We start from the raw sequence: 21,049 nt of genomic DNA, 5'->3' as shown, positions 1-21,049 counted from the left end.
ACGGCCGTACGGTTCCTGCTCACGTCGCGTGCTGCTCCCGTTCCTGCTCCGCGTCGTCCTCGGTCGCATCCGGGCAGCCGGCCGAGACGAGGGTGTGCTCGCCCAGCGGCCGTGTCAGGTCCGCGGTCAGCCGCCCGCTCCACAACGCGTGGTAGGCCACCGGCAGCGTGCTCAGGACCTCGCCCGCTGCTGCGGCCCCGGCCATCAAAGACCGTGGGGCGGCGAACGCCTCCAGTACCGCCTGCTCAAGCCCGCCTGCGTCGCTGTAGCGGGGATGGCGGTAGCCGGCCAGCCACCGCACGTTCGCCGCCACCACCTTCTCCGGCGGCCGCAGGCGCCGGTAGGTGAACCCCACCGCCGCACACGCCGCGCCCAGCACCGCGGCCGCGCGCGCGGCACGATCCCCGGCGGGCCCGGTGCTCGCGGGACAGTCGGCCAGCAGAGCACGCCCGTCGGCGTAGCGGGCGAACACCTGCGGCACCCACGTCAGCACGCGCCCGCTGCCCGGATCACGCCAGATCAGCCGCACCGGCCGCGCCGACAAACCCACCACCTGCGGATCACGGTCCAAAAACATCAGCTGCATGCACATCGCCTGCGACCCGTGCGGTACGTGCCCGCTGGTGGTGGCCGACCACCACCAGCCCGGTCCCCACCTGCGCCCGGGCACCACCGGGAAGGCCGCCACCGGCTGGAGCTGCTCGAACCGAATGGCCACGGCGGCCTCGACCCAGCGGCGTTGCACGAGAGTGCCGTCCGGCCCCGTGAACTCTGCCTCCAGCGCACCCGGTTCCGGCACCCGGCAGGCCCTGCCCGCGACGGCAGGTAAGCCGTCTTGGCTGCTGTCGATGATCACGTGCTCCACACAACGTCATACCGGACACGGCGCGCAGGCGAACCGGCCAGTAACCCCAACTGCCGTGCCGCAAGAGCCGGTTGTCCTGTGCGGGGGCCAGGATGCCGCCTGGGGCGCGCTGGTGTCAGTGCGCATCTCTGCACTTTCCCGTCCGGGCCGCCAGGTGAGCAGGCGCCGGATCGGCTTCGCCGCCATCCCAGAGACGACAGCACCCATCCCGAGTCGTCTTCGCCGGAACCGAACCGGATCAGGGCGCCGGACGGCATCGCCGCACCGCGCGCGAGCGTGTCGACGAAGGCGTCTGCGAACGCGTTGACCTGCTCGCGCCCCGCACCCTGTCGTCGTCGCGGACACCGGAGTCGAGCCACAGGTGGTCGCGGTGTCCCGTGACCCTCAGCATGATCTTGAACGTCTCGTGGTGGTAGTGCGGATCGCTCACGGTGACGCCCACGACGGTGTCACCGCGCACCAGGTCGTCCCCGACGCGTACCCACACATCGCGTTTGGCCACTGCCCCCTCGTTTCCCCGCCCGGACGCGTCAGCAGTCTGAGCGTAGCCGTCCCGGTCCTTCCTCTGGCCGCGGTCAGGAGTGTCGGAAGCCGCGGTCGGGATCGCGGGCCTGACTGGGGCGGAAGGGAACGAACCAGTCCGCAGCGGCGAGGTTGGCAAGTCCGAGGGCCTGGTTGATCTCGTTGCCGCTGTCCTCGATCCCGTCCAGGGAGGCGTCGAACAGCATCAGCACATCGTGGTCCTCGAACAGGACATCCGAGCACCAGTCCCAGTCGAAGTCGCGGCGGTCTTCACCCAGACCCCCCACTGTTTCCGCGACCAGGCGCGGCCGGTTCCGCGTCAGCGACTTGGCCCGGTCGATGCCCAGGTGCAGGGCCATCTCCTCGCCGGTGCACAGCGGGCGCACGGTGTGCGTCTCGGCGAGGTCGGCGGCCAGGTCATCGAAGCATCGGGCCATCTGCCGCCGCCACTGCTGGTCCTGGTGAAAGGTGATCGGCGGCAGCGAGCCAAGGACATGGCCCTCGCCGCGCCCAACAGGTGCGTCCCCCACGTCGGCGACGTCCTGCCAGATCTGCTCGGACAGCTCCTTGAGCGCCACCCGCAGCACCGCAGCCGTCCGCGCGGTGAGCTCGTCCTCTTCGCCGTCCTCGTCCCAGCCGTCGGCCTCGTCGTCTTCGTCCCACGCCGCCGGCTGGCCGTGGCGGGCGAGGGAGCGCAGACGGCTGCGCACGCGCTGCGCGGCCTCTTCGGGAGCGGCCAGGGCGTTGTCGATGATCTGCAGTTCGTCGGAGAACTCCTGGGCGCTCAGCAGCGTGCCGGCCTCGGCGAGCAGGGCGGAACCCGCGTCCGTGCAGGCGTTCTTGGCGGGCAGGACCACGGCGAAGTAGTTGTCCGTCAGCCGGTCGATGACAGAGGCCACCACCCCCGCGACGACCACAGGGTCGGCGAAGGCTTCCTCCACGTGCAGCCGGTCGACGACGAGAACGCTGGAGGCCGACTCGATGAACTCCTCGAACTCGTAGGTGAACCGGCCGTCCTCGTCCAGGAGCTGGGCGGCCACCAGGGCGGGGAAGGACTGCTCGTCGGCCATCCGTTCGCGCAGATTGTCGGACTTCCAGTACAGGCCCCTGACGGCCGTCAGGCTTCCCACTGGTGTGCCGGCCGCGGTGATGCGCACCTGCCACTCCTGCACTCCCTGCGCGGCAGGGTCCAGCAACTGGTGGGTGTGGTGGAAGTCGAGCGCCAGCTGGGCAAGGTCCGCCCCCGCTGCCGCCGGACCCGTTTGAGTGCTCAACGTGCTCCCTCGGCGCCGGTCCCCAGGCCGCCGCCTACCCGCGGCCCCGCCTCAGCGTAGTGGCCGCACGCCTTCGCTTCTCCCGAAGCAGGCACGGCGCCCCCCAGGGGAGAACCCGGCCGGATCCGCCCTGCGACCCGGGCTGCGGCGTGCAACGGCTGAGAGACGGCACACCGGCCGCTGCGTGCGTCAGTGCTGATCCGGGCCCTCTGACACGAGCTCCGCCAGCTCATGGACGGGCAAGCGGGACCACGCCGACACCTCCTCCACCGCCACCCCCGCGGAGACGGCTGCGGCGGCGGTGTCCACCAAGGCCCGGTCGATCAAGGCGGCACTGCGGCTGAGGTGCTCCAGCAGTGTGCGGGCCACCTCGGCGGTGGTGCCGCTGTGTACGCCCCGCAGCTGCACCAGCTGCTCCTGGGCTTCGCCGATCATCTGCTCGATCTGGAAACGGTGTTCGGCGCTCACTGTGGCTCGCCACCGGGTGCGCGAGCCGCCTGCCTGCTGTTCGGCCGCCATGACGCGCAGCTGGCCGGCCATCGTGGCGGGCTGCTGTTCCCGCTTCAGCCGCCATGGATCGTCCCTCCACCCGGGCGGCCCGCCTTCACCGCGCCGCTGGCGGATGACAGCGCCCATCCAGGTGAGCAGCGGCCCGCCATAGTCCACCGCCGACAGCGGGCCCAGCCAGCCCCGTCCCACCCGCTCACCCAGCCGGCGGCAGAACGCCCCGTCGGCGGGCAGCGGCCGCGGCCGCCCGGCGCCGCTGTCCCTCCACACCAGCTCGGTCATGGCCGGGTCCAGCAGCGCGTCGGCCACGGCCACCACCTCCGGGAAGATGACCGGATCCCGGCCCACGATCCGCCACCACCCAAGTCGCGGTCCCGCGTTGCCGCCCGCCACCCGGTGCAGCCTGTGCGGCCAGATCTCTTCCTGCTCCCAGTGCAGAGCCTCATCCCACCACCGGGCCACGACCGCGTGCGCCAGGGCGAACACCTGACCGGGCTCCGCCACGGCCCGCACCGCACGGCGCGCCACCCCCGTCCACTGCCGCTGCGCGGCCACCACCTCCGGGACGCCGCGCAGGTCGAGGTGTTCCAGCGGCTGGTCGGCGTCTGCGTCCAGCAGCCACCGCCCGTGCCGGACACACACCCGCTCCCAGCGGGGCAGATACCGCACCGCCCGCACCGTCTGCCCGGTCCGCCGCGCGGTGCACGACCGGCAGGCGAACGCCGCTTCTTCCGCCACCGCGCCTGCCGCCCGCCACCGGGCCTGCGGGAGGGCGGCCTCCCGGACGGTGCTGATCTTGGGATTATCCACGGTGAAAGCGGGCAGAGCACGCGCCAGCACCGCCGGTTCGACTCTGCACAGTTCGGCGAGCACAGCCCGCCCGGCTTCGTTGAGCACGATCTCCGCATCGGCCCGCATACCGCCGCCGTCGTTGCGGGCGGGGGAGTTGCGGCACGTCCACAGCCGCAGCACACCGGCAGCCGGCAGGCCGTAGCGGTCCGCGGCCCGGCTGATCAGTGACGAGGTCAGCTCCCCGGCCAGCGGCACGGTCCGTAACGCTCCTGCTGTCACAACTCTCCCCGACGCTCTTTCCTGCTTCCTGCCCCGGCGCGCTGACCGCCTACAGCTCAAACTGCAGGTCGACGATGTCCTTGAGTTCCACTTCGAGGCCGTGGGCTCGGCGGCCGCCGTCGCGGAAGTACACCTCACCCAACGCCTGGGCAGCGAGTTCGCGGAGGTCGTCCTCGCCGACGCCTGCTTCCTGGGCTTGAAGGAGGCGGGCGGCGTGCCGGGGCGGCAGGGCGAGGGTGAGGTGACGCACGCGGGCCTGGTCGGTGCTGCCGACGGCGGCGGTGTAGCCGAACCTTGCCTGCACATCGATCATGATGCCGCTCGTGGTGGCCGCTGCCTCCTTCGCCTTCGCCCTGATCTGCGGCTGCCAGCGCACGCGGACCTCACGCTCGAGGCGGTCGGCGAGCTCCGGCCGGGGCCTTTTGATCTGGTTCTTCACATACCGTTCGACGGTGCGCTGGCTGATGCCGAGCAGCTCGGCCACCGGCATCGTCCGGCCGCCGTGCTTCTTGAGGAGGTAACGCATCTGCGCTCCGGCGGACTTGGGGATGGGCCGCGTGAACGCGCCCTGCACCGCCTTGTCGAGTTCTTCCCCGACCGTGACCATCGACCCTGTCCCCCTATTCTCCGGTGTCCTTGGCGGTGACCTCGCCGGTCTTGATGTAACGGGCGAGGTTGGCGACATGGCCGTCGGCGCCGAGCTGCTCGAGCACGTCAGCCCCCCACAGCATGCTCTGGGTGCCCTCGTGCTTGACCATCCCGGGCGAGACGCCGAGCCGGAACGAGCCCGGCACGGTCTTGCCGTCGGCGCCGTACGGCAGCACGTCCAGGGGGCTGGGCCCGTCGGCCGCGTACACGGCGCAGTCCGAGAGGACCGCGACCGGGTAACGGCCGGTGGCCGCCGCCAGGGCGAGCATCTTGCGGTGCATGTTGACCCGCGCCCGGGAGATGACGGTCGCGCGGATGTCCGGACGCCACGTCGGGCGGGCCAGGGCGGGCCAGGCCTGCCCCGGCTTCCAGCCGCCCCCGCGTGCCTTCTCCTGCAGCTTGCCGATGCCGCCCTTGACGGTCATCTTGACCGCGTCCACCACGATCCCCAGCTCCGGATCACGGCTCTTGTAACCGTCCATCGCCTGAAGGAACTGGTGCGGGGACAGCTTCTCCGCGACGCCGAGGTCCGCCATGGTGGCGACGTAGGCATCGCGCAGCCGCTTGTACCAGCCGTCCAGGAACCGGCCGCTCTCCCGGCGCAGCCAGGCCTCGACGGGGGTGACGTCATAGCCGAGCTCGACGGCGTATGCCACGGTGGGCGTGGCATACCAGGCCGGACCGGTCGGGCGCTGGCCGCTCGGCGTGAACGGGCTGGGCAGCAGGCCACCGTCAAGGTCGCGCCACTGCTTGCCGACCTTCACCCGGGACAGGTCGACGTGGGAGAGGTCGACCAGCCAGGAACCGGGCACCGCTGGGTCGAAGACCGGATCGGTGACGTGCTCGGGCGGCGATGACAGCCCGACGACCGCACCGTTGGCGGCCGCCCCGAAGGCCAGGTTCACATCCAGGCCGACCAGGTGCCCCTGCATGCACTCGGCATCGGTCAGGTCCCGCGCCCAGTCGTAGGCCTCCTCGAACAGCCGCTCGCCGGGGCCGCGCACGTGGAAGCGGGGCAGATGGGCCAGCACGGGGTGTCCGTCGATCGCCTCGCACGGCGCCGGGTCTACCGGCTCTGTGCCCAGTGACCCGGGCCGGTGCTCGCGGTGACGCCTGCCGGAGGCGTCCGGCTCGCTCGCGCGGGTCGGCGGGTTGAGCGCGGTCATCAGCTGCAGCCCCGTCACGGCCGTTGAGCCGACCGGCGTCATCACCCGGGCCGCATACACGCCCAGCACCCGGGCGAGCTCAGGCGGTGGCAACTGGGCGGCGTGGCCCCAGGAGCGGTCGTCCAGGGCGCGCCAGGAGGGGATGCACAGCTGTACGCACTGGCGGCGGCTGCCGTGGGCGGGATGGTAGATCCGCGCCCACGGCCCCAGCCCGCGCTTGGTGAGCTGCCAGTCGCCGCGCTCAAGCTGCTTGATGACCTTGTGTCCTTCCGGCAGCCGCCCGGCAAGCCGCTCGGCCTCGGACAAGGCGGCGGGCAGGCCGTAGCGCTCGCACGCCGCCTCGGTGAGCACCAGCAGCGGGTCGCCGTCCTTCCCCGAGCCGTGCAGCCTCTCCGACCCCAGCCGCGCCTCGGCGAGCGTCCACTCCACCAGCGCAGGCAGCGACTTGGCGGGCACGTCCAGGATCAGACCGCCGACGCCGTAGCCCGTCACATTCCGCTCGGAGTCGGCGTCGAGGACGAGCAGCGGACCGTGCGCGTACACCGCGCCGGGCCTGGGAGCGTTCGCCGGTGCGGCCTTCTTCGCAGCCGGGCGGCGCGAACCCGCGGCCCGCTCTGCACGCGGCAGCGACACTGCGGCCCCCCGTGAGCCGACCGCCGCCATGGCCGTGGCCGGGGACTCCTCGGCCACAGGCGCTGCAGCAGCTTCCGGCGCCCGGCCCGTGGGTTCAGGCCGTGCTGCGGGGGTGACGGTCTGCGCCGCCGCGACGTCCGTGTCCTCCTGCGGGGTGCCGGTGCTCTCGGGGGCGGGGTAGAGCGCGGCGAGCTGCTGGAGCATGCGCGCGTACGCCTCCCGCTCCGGCGGCCTCGGCTCGGTCCTGCCCGACTCCCAGCCGCCGACGGTCGCCCGCCGCACGCCCAGGGCAGCGGCCACCTCGTCCAGGGTGAGTGCGTGCGCCTGGCGCAGCCGCCGGCGCTCGGCCGGCAGCGGCAGCGGGGAGCGGGACGCGACCAGCGCGTCGACCGCGTCGAACAACTCGGACATGACACACCTCCGTCCCTTACTCTACCCTGAAACGCTCTTACCACGTACAAACAGTGTACAAACAGTGTACGAACCACGTACGAACCACGTACGAACCACGTACGAACCACGTACTTTGCGCGTACGAGTAGTGTTTCGGGGTGCTAAAGTCCGGTCAGGCGTGTGCTCGTGCCGTTGCCTTTTCCCGGGTGAGAGCGTGACGACGTAGCAGGGGGGAGCGGTGACAGCAGCAAGTGACGGCTGGGCCGGCATGGGCTGGGACTGGACCGATGCCGCCGACATCCGTCGGCGCCTGGACGATGGAGCTGATCCGGAGAGCTGGAACGGGAGTCGGCCCCTGCATCGGGCAGCGGTCTTCGGCTCTCCGGAGGCTGTTGCGGAACTGGCCCGCCGGGTTGCGGATGTGGACGCGCTGGAGAACGGGGTGACGGCACTGTGGGAGGCCGTCGTGTCCAGGAAGCCGGCCAACGCACGAGCGCTCGCCGCTGCCGGGGCCGATCCCTGGCGGCTGTCGCTCGGTGGCTGGTCACCGGGGCGGCTGAGTCTGGCCGGACCGACGCCAAAGCTGTTCCCGGTACCGGAAGGGGTATCCCTGACCGACACCGAGCGTGCCGCAGCACAGGAGGCCCATCGGCTCACCACGGCACTGAGCGACTTCTACTACGACGGCACGGGCCTGGCCTGCGTGGCCGGCATCGACGCGGCCGAGGCGGTGCGCCGTCTCCAGGCGACGCCGGTGGATGGCGAACTCATCGACGAGCTGCTGGAAGATCCCTACGCCTACGACATGGACGAGAGCCTGCAGATCATCGGCGTGACGTCCGTGCCGGGCGGCTGCGTCATCACCCAGCCCTGGGGATACGCGCCGCACATGCCGGGCGTGCTGACCCGGCTGTCCGCCGGCACCCTCTGCTACGGCCTCTACGCCAATCCCAAGAGCGGCAACCAGGGCAGCATCGCCCGCAACGGAATCATCGAGGGCTCAGACCTGCACCCCGGCGGAGACCCGGACGAGGACGACACCCCCGCACAGGTGCTGGCCGCCTACCTCTACCAGCACAACGCCGTCGCCTACGCCTGCGCCTTCGCAGGCCTGCGTCCGACCGACAGGCGCGCGGTGACCGGGCCGCCCGACGTGTGGGCTGAACTGCCCCGCCGCGACTACTGGAGTCACTGACTCGGCAAGGAGCTGTCATGACGGTGGCGGAACTACCGCGCCCCGGGCGCGCGCGGCTCTTCCCTGACCAGGCCGAGGCAGTGGAGCGGCTGGTGCGGCATCTGCGGCGCGCGGGGACGCGGGGGCTGTTCGTGTCGGCGACGGGCACCGGCAAGACGCTGGTGTCGATCCGCACAGCGGACGGACTCGGCGCGCGGCTGGTGCTGTTCGTGGTCCCCACCCTGGACCTGGCCGCGCAGACCGCGCTGGCGTGGCGGCGGGACGGCCACGGTGAGCACATGGTGATCGTCTCCTCCCTGGATACCAGCGGCCGCGACGACCTGGTCGCGGCCCGCGTCATGTCGACCACCGACCCCCACGCGCTGGGCGGGCTGATGTCGGTGGTGGGGGAGGAGGAGGACCAGATCCGTGCGTTGACGGTGATCTGCACCTACGATTCCTTGGACAAGATCGAACAGACCCAGCGCACCGGGTACGCGGTCCCGCCGTTCGACCTCGCGATCATGGACGAGGCACACCGAATCGCCGGACGGGCCGACAAGAAGTGGGCCATCGCCAACGACGCACAGCGCATCCGCGCGGACCGCCGCCTCTACATGACCGCCACCCCCCGCACCTTCCTCGCCCCGGAGCTGGCGGAGTCCGCCGACACCACCCGCCCGCGCCGCCGCCGTACCGCCGAACCGGACGGGGAGGTGGATCCGTTCGCCAACTCAATGGACAACGAGGCCGTCTACGGCAAGAAGGTCTTCGAATACCCCCTCGCCCAGGCGGTGGAGGACGGCCGGGCCGCGGACTACCGCATCGTGGTGCCCACCCTGACCGACACCGACCTGCGCCGCCGCCTGAACATGCCCGCCCCGGGCACGACCGCGAACACCGCCGCCGGTTCCGGCGAACAGGGGGACGACGGTGCGCTGCGCACCACCGCCCTGCACCTGTCGGTCCTGCGCGCCATGACCGAACACCGTCTGAGCAAGGTCCTGGTCTACTTCAACCTCGTCTCCGACGCCCGCCGCTTCGCCCGCGAACTCCCCCACACCCTGCGCCTGCTGGCCCGCACCGACCCCGACCTCGTCCCGGACATCACCCCCGAGCTGTTCTTCGCCCACGGGGAGCACACCCCAGCCCAGCGCGCCGACACCTTCACAGCCTTCGCCGCCGCCGACTGCGCGATCCTGGCCAACTCCCGCCTGATCGCCGAAGGCGTCGACATCCCCAGCGTCGACGCGATCGTCTTCGCGGACCCCACCCGCAGCGTCATCCGCTGCGTCCAGGCCCTGGGCCGCGCCCTGCGCCTGGACGTCTCCGGCAAGACTGCCAGCCTGATCGTCCCCGTCTACGTCCCGCCCGGCGCCGACAGCGAGAACATCCTCGGCACCGCGTATGAGCCGGTGTGGGCGATCGCCTGCGCACTGGCCGGCCACGACCACCGCATCCTCGAGCGACTCCCGGACAAGGCCAACCGCCTCCCACGCGAGACCAGCGACGTCATCGCCCGCCGTTGGCACTTCGACTTCACCGTCCACCCCGAACGCATCGCCCAGGCGATGGACCTGGCCTCCTTCGATCCCCGCGACGCGGCCGTCTCCCGCTCCCGCCGCCTAGGGCTCGCCGCCGCCCGCTCCTACCGCGACCAGTACGGCCACCTCGACGTCCCCGCCGACCACATCGACCCCACCGGCTACCGGCTGGGCACCTTCATCACCACCATGCGCGACGCCCGCACCGCCGGCCGCCTCGAAGCCGACTGGATCGCCGAACTCGACGCGCTCGGCATGATCTGGGACAAGCACGACGCCGCCTGGCGCTCCCGCCTGGCCGCCGCAGCCGACTACCACCACACGCACGGCCACCTCGCCGCCCCTGCCACCACCCCCGTGGGTGCCTGGCTCGCCGAACAACGCCACCTCGCCACCAAGAACACCCTCGACCAGGCCCGCGCCGACGCCCTGACCGCCCTCGCCTCCGACTGGCGCCTTCCCCACGGCGCGGACTGGCACCGCAAATACCACCTGCTGCGCGCCCACCTCGCCTCCGGTGCCGACCCGGCCGCCCTCACCCGCGAGATCATCCCGGCAGGGATGAAGATCGGCTCCTGGCTCCACCGCCAGCTCACCACCTGGCCCGCCCTCCACCCCGGCCAGCAGCACCTGATGACCGCTCTCGGCCTCACCCCCGACACCAACCCACTCGCCCCGGCCCGCCGCACCCGCCGCACCTTCGAACAGACCGTCCAGCTCCTGGAACTCTTCCTCCACCGCGAAGGCCGCGCCCCCACAGCCCGCGAGACCATCCGCGTCGACGGCGACACCGTCAACCTCGGCGCCTGGCTCGCCAAAGCCCGCACCAAGCACCGCACCGGCCAGCTCCCCGAGACCCATGTCCGCCTGGTTGCCGCCCTCTTCGACGGCGACTGGACAACCGAGGCCGCCATCCCCGCCGTCCTGGCCTGAACGCCCCGCTGCCAGCCGGGGCGTGACCCGGGCCCGTATGCTGCGCCGGTCCGGCGTACCGCCCGCTGAAGGGAAACCGCCCCACCGTGTTCCAGCAGACCCCCGTCTATGACCGCCTCGTCGCCGAACGCGGCGACGTCCCCGTTCAGGTCCGCGGGGAAGCCGACCGGATACACCGCGACCTGGCCCAGGTACTGCGCCAGGCGTCCGCCCCCCAGCCGAGCACCCCACGAAGCGTCTTCGAACCGAAGCAGCCTCCCAGCGCCCTGTAGGCATGCGGCCGTTGCCCCTCCCCCTCTGGGGGAGCAGCGGACGGGCACCCCCGCCGGCGCTACGCCACGCACCGATGCCGGGCCGAACCGCTCCGGCCAGGCGGCACCGCCGCACCTGCGGGCCGGGTGAAGCGCAGCGTCGGCTTCTGCTGCCGGGTGAGGAGTTCGGTGAAGAACCCGGCCTGTTGCCTGGATCGGCGCCCACGGGCCTCCCTGGCGGCTGAGGCGGACGGCCTTCTACTCTTCGTACGGCTCGTGGGCGGGCACCTGTCCGTCGCTGCGCCGCTGCCGGTCGCCGGTGAGCGCGACGATTCGGTGGACGGGCACGGAGATGGCCGGGTGGCCGCCCGTGGGGGAGAACTCCACTCGGCCGGTGCCAGGCTCGTAGGAGGTCACCGTGCCGTACAGCCGGTGCAGCACGGTCTCGTCACGCGTTCCGCACTCGACGTCCAGGCGCAGCATCCAGTCCTTGAGCCAGTGGACGGGCAGATGCTCCATCTCGGCGGCTGCGGGGCCGGGGTGCTCGTCGTCGGGGACCCAGCTGTACTTGCCGACGACCAGGTCGTTGTAGACCTCCATCGAGTCGGGCCCGCTGTAGGCAGCCCGCCGCCCGAGCTGGGCAGCGCGCCGCACCGCCCGGGCCGTCGTCACCATGGCCGTGGGCCTGGCGCCCGGCCCGTCGCCTTCAGCGTCCGCCGGCAGATAGGAGTAGGCGCCACGCAGCAGCGCCAGCACGTCCAGCTCATCCGGCTCGGCGGTGCCCGCGACAAGCTCCGGTCCGAGGATGACCCGCTGCCGGTCGTCGCGGGTGTGGTCGGCGGCGTGCCGGGCGGCGAAGCGGGGGACGGCAAGCACGACAGCGTGATCGGGTTCAAAGCCGTAGCCGGTACGCCGGCCACCGAACGGGACAGTGGGCCCGTGCTGCTCGTACTGGGCCAGGTAGGCCAGTTCCGCATCCCGCTTGCGGGTCAGCGGCCAGCCGCTCACCAGCACCAGCTGCCACCCGTCGCCGCCATCACCCGTGGCCGCCCCCAGCGCCTCCTCCAGCCGGTCGCAGCAGTCCAACACGTACTGCTGCCACCGGTGCTGGAACTCTGCATCCGCCCACTGCGCGGGAGAAGCAAACCCTGCACCCGCCACGAGGGCCGGATCCGGCAGCGCCATCACATTACGCACCCGCAACCCGCCCCAGGCGGCTTCCACCGCCCGCATCGCCGCCGCACGTGCCGCAGTCGCCTCGCCGCCCTGGTCCCGGACGCCGCTCCACGCCCGCCGGACGGCCGCCCACACGTCGAACGGCTCCGCCCACCGGGACTGCAGCACCGCGGCCGCCAACTCCTGGCCCCTGCGCTGCATGTTCCCGTCGGCTGCCACCGCATCGCACGCTCCGCTGACCGACGTCACCTCGCGCGCCGCGGGCGCTGCCGCCCGCCAGCCGGCCAGCACAGTCTCCGACCGCTCCAGCACTCCCGACCACGCCTTGAGCATCTGCCGCGCGCCCGCCCCGACCAAGGGATCAGCCGTCCACGGCTCGAGCCCGCGGCGAACCTCCGCATCGCGGTGCCGTGCCGCTTCCCACAGCACTCGCGCATAACCCTCCCAGGTCCGAGGGCCCGCCTCCTGCTCCTCCAGCCTGCGTACCCGCCCGTCAGCCGTCACGACCTCGGCCGCTGCCCGCCACAGCGCCTCCTCGCCAGGCTCCACCCTCACCACAGGAGCACAGTGGCGGCACACGTGCTCGCAGACGTCCAGCAGAGCGAGCGGGCTGCCCGTCAGGTGCTGCGCGTAGCGGCAATGGCTCCGCCACCCCGCCGCCTTGGCAGGAGCGTGCCACTTCCCGCCGCCCGCACGCCCCAGGACCACGGTGATCCGCCGCAGCGGCCCGACGTCTACCCCGGCCGCCAGCAGTTCCTTCTTCCGCAGCACCGGAAGCTCTCGGTCACGCCGCACGACAGCCCGCCCCCCTTTGTCGCCTATTAGCTCTCGTCGCTCAATGCGACACAGGCGCCCGACCGGCGTGCTCGGTTACCCAACGGCGTCACCCTCCCCGGCACGGAACGGCTGACGTGACGCGCGGTCTGTAACGACGCCGCTTCCATGAGTGCCCCGCGAGGCTCAGCCTGCTCGTGATGCAGTCGCGGCGGAGACGGCGGCGCGCCGACTGGCACACGAAGCCGGTCAGTTGCACCTCGTTGGGCGAGTGCGAGAGCGGGCCACAGCACCCTTCACGCGCCACCTCCTGGCTGCGCGAACCTCGTCAGCGGGGGCGCCAGTACACGTGCGTGTGACGTACGTCAGCGTCGATGACATCGCGCAGGACCTCGCGGTCGTCTGCGGGCAGGTGACCGCCGAGGAGGTTCGCGGACAGCCGGTACGCCTCGGCCAGTTGTGGGTCGGCGGCCGCGAGGACGCTGGAGAGCAGCGGTTCGTCCCGCTGTGACGCCGCGTCCACCAGGGCGATCAGGCGCTGCCGCTCCTGGTCCGTCATGTCGGGCAGGGCGGCGCCCAGTTGTCCTTTCAGGGCGGCCCAGGTGAGGGTCTGCTGGGCACGGGCCACCCGCATCAGAGCGCCGCGCACCGCTGCGGCCGCCGCGGCGAGGGTTTCGTCCGACAGGCCTGCGGCAGGGCGCGGGACGACGTGCCCTGAGGGCGCCGTCCTGTCCACGGCGTACTTCTCCCTCAGCGCCCGGATCTGCCGCAGGAGTCTGCCGGTCAGGGCACCGCCGGCCGCGGTCACGGCGTCTTGGAGTTCCCGGAGCTTTTCCTCGCGGCGTCTGGGCGACATGTGCGTCTGCTGGTGCTCGGCCACCAGACGCTGGACCCTCAGCACGGCCGCCTGCTGCTGCCGTCGCACGCGTGCGTCGTCCGTATCGGGCCGGGGCGGCAGCACGGATCCTGCGCGCGGCGGGGCCGGAGCGAGCCTGTCGAGCGCCTGGCGTCGACGAGCGGCCGTGTCCGGCGCCGGCTGGTGGTTCTTCTCCTGAAGGAAGAGGCGAGCTTTCTGCAGCACCTGCAGTTCGGCGTCGCTGGCACCGCGCCGGGTCAGGGCGGTGGCCCGGTTGTAGTGCTCGCGCACATCCCAGGCACGCTTGTCGTCCACCGCGCGCTCCAGGTCCGCGAACACGCGCTGCTGGTAGCCCATATGGCCGTCCAGCCAAGTGCGGGCTTCGGCAAGGGCCTGCTCCGCTTGCGCCCGCGCGTGCGGCTCGAGGGTCTCAAGGAAGGAGCCACTGCCCTCGCAGAGCCGGCGGACGTGCTCGACCGTGCCGGACCGCTGCGCCGATTCCAGTCCTCGGATCAGACGCGTGACCGCTTCCGGCAGCGGCTGCGTGCGCAGGGGCGGGTCCGCCCGCGAATCCTTCAGGATCCGCTGCGCGGCCTCGGTGACAAGTCCGTCCGCCGTCCACCCGCAATCCGCCAGGGGCACCCATTCCGTGGGGCGGGCGAGGCTCTCGGTGCCGATCCAGACCCGGCGGTCCGCCCCCTCACTCTGCACACGCACCCAGTACACGTACCGGCAGCGAGAAAGCGTTCCAGGTTCAAGCGGCAGACCCGCCCCGAGGATCGGCACGCCGCCCTCCCAGACCGGGCGGACCCTCCCGTCGAGGTGAACCCTGAACTGCCGTCCATCGTCCAGGTCGACGTCCAGGGCAGAGCCGATCGGGTCCGGATAGGAGAACCGGGCCGCCCGCCCGTGACCCGCCAAGGACGCCTGCAGCGCGCCTTTCACGTACAGGTGGTCGGCGCTCGACTCGCCGATACCACGGCGCCGGCACACCGCCTCGCCTCCGTGCTGCCCGGCGGGATAGTGCTGGAAGTGGCACTGCCTGTCGACGTACAGCTTGTCCGCCAGACGAGCCCCGCACCCCCCGAGCAGCAGGCCGCACCAGAAGGAGTCACCACGATGACGCCGCCGGAATGCATCCAGCTCGATGGCCGCTACGGGCAGAACCACCGGCACGTCCGAATGCTCGTTGCCGACCACCGCCGTCTGAACAAGCCGTGAGTCACGCACCAGCGCCCCCAATCCCCGCTCCACACAGTAATGGCCGGTTGGGCGGCGGCGGAGGCGAGGGCGGTGAGCAGGCACTGTCCGCTGCCGACGGCGGCGATGGTGGCCGCGCCTGCCGGAGAGGCCGCCCACCATGCCGCCCACCGTCTGCTGGCCGTTCACCAGCCTCCGGGCTGCGCGAGACGGTAAGGGTGCAGCCGCTCTACATTCCCGCCCGTCCGGAACCGGCAGACCGTCTTCATCCCGAAGGCACCAGTGCCCGGACCGAAGAGAGCAGCGCCGTGAAGAACACCGAGGACGGCCTCGACGCCCACGACGGACATGCCTACGGACCGCTCGCCGACGCCGCGCTGCGCCGTGTGACCACCGGCCGCCGACGGCTCGACCGACTTCAGCACGACGCCTTCGCCCTGAGCGATGGTCAGTTGCGCTACGAGGTCTACCGCATCATCCGGTACGTCACTCAAGGCGCACCCAGCGCCAACCAGGTCTTCAGTCTCGCCCAGGAAATCCGCCGCGGTACCCGACTTGAGCTCACCGTCCCGGACCGGCTGCCCAGTGCCTGACCTGGCCGCGCCGCCGGGTCAGTCGGCTGATCACCGAGCAGGTGCCCCGGTTGCGTCATTGGGTGCCGCCGCGGAGGACGGAGGCCTGGACTAGGGCAGGGCGTCACCGCCGGGGGACGCAGTCGCGGGGACTCCCTTGAGCTGGGCGGGCCCGGTATCGGCACCGAACAGTCGGCGGGCGGTGCGGAAGAGCTGCTGGTCAGTGATGGGAGCGACGCCGTTGCGCTGGGACTGCTCGGCATAGACGTAGGCTACGCCGACAGTCAGGGCTGTCTCGACGTCCACGGCGGACATCCTGTCCATCAGGCTTCGGTACGTCGGGCTGATCTTGTCGGTGTAGTGGGCGAGTTCGTCGGGGCGGGCGGCCCGGTGCCGCGTCCGCGGGGGCCCGGGACGCTCGCCGCGTCCGGCGACGATCCGCTGGTAGGCCCTCACGTACAGGCGCTGCTCCGCCGGACTGATCCCGCACGCCATCAGGTATGTCACCAGCTGCTCGGTGCTGGCCGGCAGGCCTTTTCGGTGCACGAACCGCCACACGCTCGTCACCGGCAGCGGAGGCCGGTGCGTCACGCGGCGGCTGAACTCGCGCAGAGCGGGCGCGCCGTCCTGCTCGTACATTGCCGCGAGCGCCAGGCCGAGGTCGTCTGCGCTGTGAATGAGCGCAGGGGAGGGCGCACGCAGGGAGCGCAGCCGGCCGCGCTGGGTGATACGGCCGTAGCGACGCAACAGCCGTGCCCGGGCCAGGTCTTCGGGGCTTGCACGGCAGCCCCGTACGTAGGCATCGAGAACGCTGGGCGATGGCGCCGCGATACCGGACTCGGCGCGCTGGACGGCCGTGCGGGAGATGGCGGCGACATCGGCGAGGGCGCGCTGGGGCAGTCGCGCGGCACGGCGCAGGCCGATGAGGTGCTTGGCGAGAGCCGCGAACGGGCGCTCCGGAGCGCAGGCAAGGGCAGAACGGGACACATCCGCCCCCTACTTGCCCGCGCCGGAGCGCACCGCGGCCTCAACCACCACTGCCGCAAGGCGGCGGCCCCCGCGCGCCAGCGTGAGGGTGCCCGCGCCGATCGCTCCCAGGCCTCCCACGAGCGCGAAGACGGTGCTGAGGGAGGTACCGGCGAGGAACAGGCCGCTGCCCAGTGCTTGGAAGGCGATCAGCAGGATCAACGCGTGCGTGGGCCCCAGACGCCCGGTGGAGTCCGCCGCGCAGGTGCAGAGCCGACTCGGGCCGCCGGAGCGGGCAAGAGGGCCGTGTTCGTTCAAGGTGGAGGGGTCCGTCCTGACAGGGCCGTCGGCGGATACGCCGGGGCCGGGAGGCTACTGGTCGCAAAAGGGGTGCAGCTACGGGCAGTTGGCCCTGCCGAGAGCGGCTGCGCGGCAGACAGTCTTCCACCCGTCAGTCCCCCTCCGCCCGCCACCGGTGGGCGGTATGTCCGCTCTGCGGCATCACGGCTTCGCTGGTGTTCCGTGCTCCGCGGGAGACCTGCCGGGCGTTGTCGGCCACAAGCGCCGCCCCTCCAGCAGCGGACAGCCGCATGCCTCCCACACCTGCCCCGGCCCGCCGTTTGTTCCAGCCGGCTTGCGGCCTGGACCCCTCAGAAGGACGGTAGCCACATCACCGCACCGACGGCCCGCCGCCGGTGCTCCTGACACGGCTACTGGTCGCACACCCGAAACCGCATCAGGACCTCGGCAAGCGCGTTGGCCCGCGCCTGCCCCTCCTCAGGCCGACACCGCCCGCGGTGCTGGCCTGAGGACCTCACCCGGCCACTGCGACGTAGATGAAGCGCCTGCGCATATCACGCACGGTAGCCAAATGCCCAACCGGGCCGAACCAGCTCCTTCGAGATCATTCAGTCGGACGACGAGGGCCATCGTCCACACAAGTGGTCCCGCTCAGCGGCGGATGAGCTTGGCCCCACGGCCCAGCCCCACAGCGAGATGACACCGATCTACGGGACCGGTTTCTGGTGCCGTGCGAGGAGCTCGGTGAAGAAGTCCGCCACGAGCTGTTCGGCGTGGGGCTGGGTGAGTTCCCAGCCGCCGAAGCGGTAGATCTCGTACCCGGCCAGCCGCAGCCGGCGGTCTTCGGCGACCATCTCCGCATACAGCCGCGGTACGGCGGTGTGCGTGATCCGCCCCTTCTCGTCGGGCGGGTTGGGGCGGCCGTAGTGCTGGACGCCGTCGACCTCGATGACGATGCGGGAGCGGTCTGGGGCCAGGAGCAGGAAATCCATCCGCTGGCGGGGCAGCGCGCCGGACTGCTTGCCGCTGCGGCGGGTGTAGGGGTCGTAGTGGAGGTAGACCTGCGGGATCAGGGCGGGCAGGTCGAAACCGCCGTCCTCGGCGTAGCGCGCGCAGTAGGTCCGCATCACCAGCTGCTCGGGCGGAGAGTCCAGCGACCGGTACAGGCGCCGGTACAGGCCGCTCGCGGCCGCCTTCTCGTCCGCGCCCGGCTGGTGGTGGCGCGTCCACCAGGCGATCATCTGCCGCCAGGTCAGCCCGTGCGGCGGGAGAGGGTCGGTGAACACCAGACAGGTGTCGGCGTGGCGGACGATCTCCACGTCGTTGTTCACCGCGTCCCGCAGCACGAGCTGCGGCTTGGCGCCGTCGGCGGCGAAGATGAGGTTCTTGAAGCTGCCCGAGGGCCCCTTGGTGAAACGGCTCTCGTACTCCAGCTCCTGCAGCTCTTCCAGCGCGTCCCTCACCGGTCCGAGGATCTGCTCGATGCAGTCCCGGCGGGCCTGCCAGCTGCCGCGCATGTCGTTGTCGCGCCAGTAGGTTCCGAAGCCGTGCGGCCCGTCGAACGTACGGAACGGCCAGTCGGGCGGCTCGAGGGCGAGGCGTTCCAGGACGGCGCGGTGCGCCTTGATGACCAGGGGCACGTTCTCGTCGTTCAGGTGCCTGCTCTTGCCGTCGGTCCCGTGGGAGACGAAGTCGTGGTGCAGCAGCCGGGTGAGCGCGATCGCCACGTCCAGGTCGGTGTGACCGGCCGGCGGACCGAACCGCAGGGACTCGATCAGGCCGACGTCGAGAACCCAGGGCTGTCCCCACCCGTCGCCGCTGCTGAAGAACGCCGTCAGCTCCACGCCCACCCCCGCCGTGATCCTTCTGGACATCGTCGGCCGTCGACGACGCAGCCACCAGAGCCCGCACGCACACGGTCCTCTCGACGCCTGCCTCGCCGCCTGTGTCGTGCGTCGTGGACGGTCTTGGTCGAAGTGGCCGCCCCGCACGACCGGCCGGGCCCCACCGCCGCCAGGTGAAGGATCACAGCCGAGGGACGCCCACACGCACACGTCGTCCTGTCCGCTCCCGCACACCCGTGCCGCCACCGGCTCGACGACACCCGTCATGCCTCGGTGCTACTGGGGCGTTCGGTCCCGAGGTAGCGCACGGGCGGGAAGCGTTCGGCGAGGTGCAGTACGACGGTGGCGTGTCCGTGTGCGGCGAGGTCGCGCCGGGCCTGCTGCATGTTCAGGACCTTGTCCATGGTGTAGATCTCGGTGGAGGGCCCGAGGTCGATCTGGTGCTCGCCGAAGGTGAAGAGTGTCGACTCGCAGCCGTTGGTGACGCGGAGCATCCCGTCGTGGAAGAGGTCGCCCAGGTTGGTGAGGGCCTCGGCGCTGGCGGCGCCCACGGACACGGTGTCGCCCTGTAGCACGACCTCCTCTCCGTCGAGCAGCGCGAGAGCATCTTTGACCTCCCGTGCTTCCCGTTTGCCGAAGTCGTCGGGGAGCGGGAAGAACTGGTGGGTGCGGGTCTGCAGTCGGGCCAGATCGTCGAAGGCGTCGGCCCACAGCTGGGCCTCACCGGGCTCCCAGCTGGCCGGCGTCATGCTCGTGGTGATCGGCGCCCGCAACCGGACGGTGCCAGCTCCGGCGAAGCCGACCTCCAGAAAGCGTCCGGGGCGGCTGAGTGCGATCAGCCGGAGTACCGGCACCAGGGCCTGCGGCAGGACCGACTCGGGCAGCTCGAAGGAGAACGTCAGCCGGGCGCAGCGGTCGCGGGGGTGGTAGCGCATCCGCACCCGAAGCAATCCGGTGCCGTCGCGGCCGTGGAGCGTTCCGCCGTCGAGGCCGCTCACCCGGTGCGTGAACGTCACGGGCAGGGAGGCGAGCGGAACACCCGAGGGCTGCTGGACGACGACCTTCCCTCGCAGAAGTGGTGTCACCTCCTGCCGGTGGGAGGTGATGCGCACGCCACCGACCGCGATCCGCTCCAGCCCCAGCCCGGCGGGGCCCGACAGAGCGGCCTCGGCGAGATTGTCCGCGGTCAGCTCTACCTCGCCGCCGAAGCGCAGGGCCTCCTCGAACCGCAGCCGCCGCCGTGTCTCCTGCTCGTCACCGCCGGCAAACCGGACCCGGGCGGTGAACCGGATGGTGTTCTGTCCGTCCGGGTCGGGCCCCCGGGGCGTCAGGTGCACGGCCGTCCGGCCGTCGCTGTTCAAGGAGGTGTGCACCGCGTGGTGCGGGGAGATCTCCTGGACCCGCGCATGCAGCGCGCGGGCCCGCTCGGCGTAGTCGCTGACCCCGCCGGCCAACGTGTCGCGCTCGGCGCGCGCCTCGGCGATGCACTCCAGAATGTAGGCCTCGGCCTCCTGCAGCGCGTAGCGCACCAGACCAGGCTCGGCCGCGAACTTCTCGTCCAGCCAGCTGCGCCCCAGCCACCGCCGCACGAAAGGGAACTCATCGCGCAGACCGTCGAACCACCGCTGCTCGGCCGGGTTCGGGTCGATCGGCACGAGGAGATCCCAGTGGTCCGGCTGGTGACGGGCCGCCGACACCAGCGACCGCTCCACCTGCCTGCGGCGTCCTGCACTCATCCGGCCGGTGAACGACTTCGCCTCGTACACGACCAGTTCGCCGTCGTCGGTGTACTCGAACAGGTCGCGGCCGCCGTCCCCGCCCGTCCCGTCGACCGCCTGCGCCCGCTCCCGCAGGCGCATCACCAGCAGCGTCACCAGGGACTCCGACAGTCTGGGGTTCTCGGCCAGCTTCTCCCACGGAACTCTCACCACACACCCACCCTACGAACTCCCCCTGACACCACGCCCCGCTCAGTTCGCCGCACTCCTTGCCCGGCCCCGGCGAAAGGCGCCGGGGCCGGGGTCCGTCGAGGACAGCAACCGTCGTCCGCGAGGCGACAGGGGTATTCAGCCGCGCCCGCGTCGCTTGGGGCGCCGAAGCCTCCGGGCCTCGGACCGGGAAGGCGGTGCGGAGTGGAACTTTGCCTGCACGAGCTGTACGGAGCCGTCACCGGATATGAAGATCCCGTCGATCTCGGTGTCGGGGACGAGACCGTTGCGCCGCGCGGAGCCGAACAACTGCTTGTGAAAGTCGGCGAGGACATCGTTGCGCTGGGAGACAGGCTTAGAGGTCCTAACAGAAGTTGTTGATCATGTGACTTTCGGCTGGGGTGGTCGTTGGTCTGGCCGTGGGGAAACGTCAGTCGCAGCCGTGGATCGTG

The 21,049-nt window shown here is 71.5% G+C and carries 16 protein-coding genes; 4 read left to right on the top strand and 12 right to left on the bottom strand.

Annotated elements, in window-relative coordinates; genetic code table 11:
• Positions 1–19: 19 nt before the first annotated feature.
• From ACIRF9_RS45955 to tap, 6 genes are all read right to left on the bottom strand, one after another.
• Positions 20–856, bottom strand: a complete 837-nt coding sequence (locus ACIRF9_RS45955) for a TnsA-like heteromeric transposase endonuclease subunit (protein WP_403835630.1) — start codon at positions 854–856, stop codon at positions 20–22.
• Between the two features lie 247 nt (positions 857–1,103).
• Entirely contained in the window at positions 1,104–1,367 is a 264-nt protein-coding gene (locus ACIRF9_RS45950; RefSeq protein ID WP_403835627.1) for a hypothetical protein, read from the bottom strand.
• A gap of 73 nt (positions 1,368–1,440) precedes the next feature.
• Positions 1,441–2,661 (bottom strand): hypothetical protein, encoded by a 1,221-nt coding sequence (locus ACIRF9_RS45945; RefSeq protein ID WP_403835625.1) that lies wholly within the window; start codon positions 2,659–2,661, stop codon positions 1,441–1,443.
• A 189-nt stretch (positions 2,662–2,850) separates the two neighbouring features.
• Positions 2,851–4,215: a DNA-binding protein gene (locus ACIRF9_RS45940; RefSeq protein WP_403835622.1), complete on the bottom strand. Its 1,365-nt coding sequence runs from the start codon at positions 4,213–4,215 to the stop codon at positions 2,851–2,853.
• A 73-nt stretch (positions 4,216–4,288) separates the two neighbouring features.
• Positions 4,289–4,846 carry a telomere-protecting terminal protein Tpg gene (tpg, locus tag ACIRF9_RS45935; protein WP_403835620.1) on the bottom strand — a complete coding sequence of 186 codons (558 nt, stop codon included), beginning with the start codon at positions 4,844–4,846 and terminating at the stop codon, positions 4,289–4,291.
• Positions 4,847–4,859: 13 nt separating this feature from the next.
• A complete protein-coding gene (gene tap, locus ACIRF9_RS45930) occupies positions 4,860–7,097 on the bottom strand; it encodes a telomere-associated protein Tap (RefSeq protein ID WP_403835618.1) in 2,238 nt (745 codons plus the stop codon).
• Between the two features lie 220 nt (positions 7,098–7,317).
• On the opposite strand from tap, the gene ACIRF9_RS45925 reads away from it, so the two are divergent.
• The 3 genes from ACIRF9_RS45925 to ACIRF9_RS45915 all read left to right on the top strand — a co-directional run bounded on the left by ACIRF9_RS45925 (position 7,318) and on the right by ACIRF9_RS45915 (position 11,002).
• Complete coding sequence (locus ACIRF9_RS45925; RefSeq protein WP_403835615.1) at positions 7,318–8,274, top strand: ankyrin repeat domain-containing protein; 957 nt, start codon at positions 7,318–7,320, stop codon at positions 8,272–8,274.
• A 17-nt stretch (positions 8,275–8,291) separates the two neighbouring features.
• On the top strand, positions 8,292–10,730 hold the full coding sequence (locus tag ACIRF9_RS45920; RefSeq protein WP_403835612.1) for a Helicase associated domain protein: 2,439 nt from the start codon (positions 8,292–8,294) through the stop codon (positions 10,728–10,730).
• An 86-nt stretch (positions 10,731–10,816) separates the two neighbouring features.
• Positions 10,817–11,002, top strand: coding sequence for a hypothetical protein (locus tag ACIRF9_RS45915; RefSeq protein ID WP_403835610.1), 186 nt, complete (start codon positions 10,817–10,819; stop codon positions 11,000–11,002).
• A 237-nt stretch (positions 11,003–11,239) separates the two neighbouring features.
• Here the strand turns inward: ACIRF9_RS45915 and ACIRF9_RS45910 are convergent, their stop codons facing one another.
• Together ACIRF9_RS45910 and ACIRF9_RS45905 are read right to left on the bottom strand one after the other, a co-directional pair.
• Entirely contained in the window at positions 11,240–12,952 is a 1,713-nt protein-coding gene (locus ACIRF9_RS45910) for a hypothetical protein (protein ID WP_403835608.1), read from the bottom strand.
• A gap of 307 nt (positions 12,953–13,259) precedes the next feature.
• Positions 13,260–15,149, bottom strand: a complete 1,890-nt coding sequence (locus ACIRF9_RS45905) for a hypothetical protein (RefSeq protein ID WP_403835606.1) — start codon at positions 15,147–15,149, stop codon at positions 13,260–13,262.
• 146 nt (positions 15,150–15,295) lie between these two features.
• Between ACIRF9_RS45905 and ACIRF9_RS45900 the strand changes: the two genes are divergently transcribed.
• On the top strand, positions 15,296–15,580 hold the full coding sequence (locus ACIRF9_RS45900; RefSeq protein WP_403835603.1) for a hypothetical protein: 285 nt from the start codon (positions 15,296–15,298) through the stop codon (positions 15,578–15,580).
• Between the two features lie 90 nt (positions 15,581–15,670).
• Here the strand turns inward: ACIRF9_RS45900 and ACIRF9_RS45895 are convergent, their stop codons facing one another.
• The 4 genes from ACIRF9_RS45895 to ACIRF9_RS45880 form a co-directional block, all read right to left on the bottom strand.
• Positions 15,671–16,546 carry a helix-turn-helix domain-containing protein gene (locus ACIRF9_RS45895; protein WP_403835601.1) on the bottom strand — a complete coding sequence of 292 codons (876 nt, stop codon included), beginning with the start codon at positions 16,544–16,546 and terminating at the stop codon, positions 15,671–15,673.
• Positions 16,547–16,555: 9 nt separating this feature from the next.
• Positions 16,556–16,843: a hypothetical protein gene (locus ACIRF9_RS45890; protein ID WP_403835599.1), complete on the bottom strand. Its 288-nt coding sequence runs from the start codon at positions 16,841–16,843 to the stop codon at positions 16,556–16,558.
• Between the two features lie 689 nt (positions 16,844–17,532).
• Entirely contained in the window at positions 17,533–18,699 is a 1,167-nt protein-coding gene (locus tag ACIRF9_RS45885) for a hypothetical protein (protein ID WP_403835597.1), read from the bottom strand.
• A gap of 233 nt (positions 18,700–18,932) precedes the next feature.
• Entirely contained in the window at positions 18,933–20,600 is a 1,668-nt protein-coding gene (locus ACIRF9_RS45880) for a hypothetical protein (RefSeq protein ID WP_403835594.1), read from the bottom strand.
• Positions 20,601–21,049 lie beyond the last annotated feature (449 nt).

It is taken from the genome of Streptomyces sp. NPDC096132 (genome assembly GCF_044763345.1).
In the GTDB taxonomy this organism is placed as follows: Bacteria; Actinomycetota; Actinomycetes; order Streptomycetales; family Streptomycetaceae; genus Streptomyces.
Note: the sequence above shows the minus strand (reverse complement) of the source record. Positions and strands in the feature narration are given on the sequence as shown.

Excerpts from the sequence above, each read along its gene's own strand:
- ACIRF9_RS45885 (WP_403835597.1), bottom strand. The coding sequence starts at position 18,699 with ATGTCCAGAAGGATCACGGCGGGGGTGGGCGTGGAGCTGACGGCGTTC.
- ACIRF9_RS45905 (WP_403835606.1), bottom strand. The coding sequence starts at position 15,149 with ATGGTGGGCGGCCTCTCCGGCAGGCGCGGCCACCATCGCCGCCGTCGG.
- tpg (WP_403835620.1), bottom strand. The coding sequence starts at position 4,846 with ATGGTCACGGTCGGGGAAGAACTCGACAAGGCGGTGCAGGGCGCGTTC.
- tap (WP_403835618.1), bottom strand. The coding sequence starts at position 7,097 with ATGTCCGAGTTGTTCGACGCGGTCGACGCGCTGGTCGCGTCCCGCTCC.
- ACIRF9_RS45920 (WP_403835612.1), top strand. The coding sequence starts at position 8,292 with ATGACGGTGGCGGAACTACCGCGCCCCGGGCGCGCGCGGCTCTTCCCT.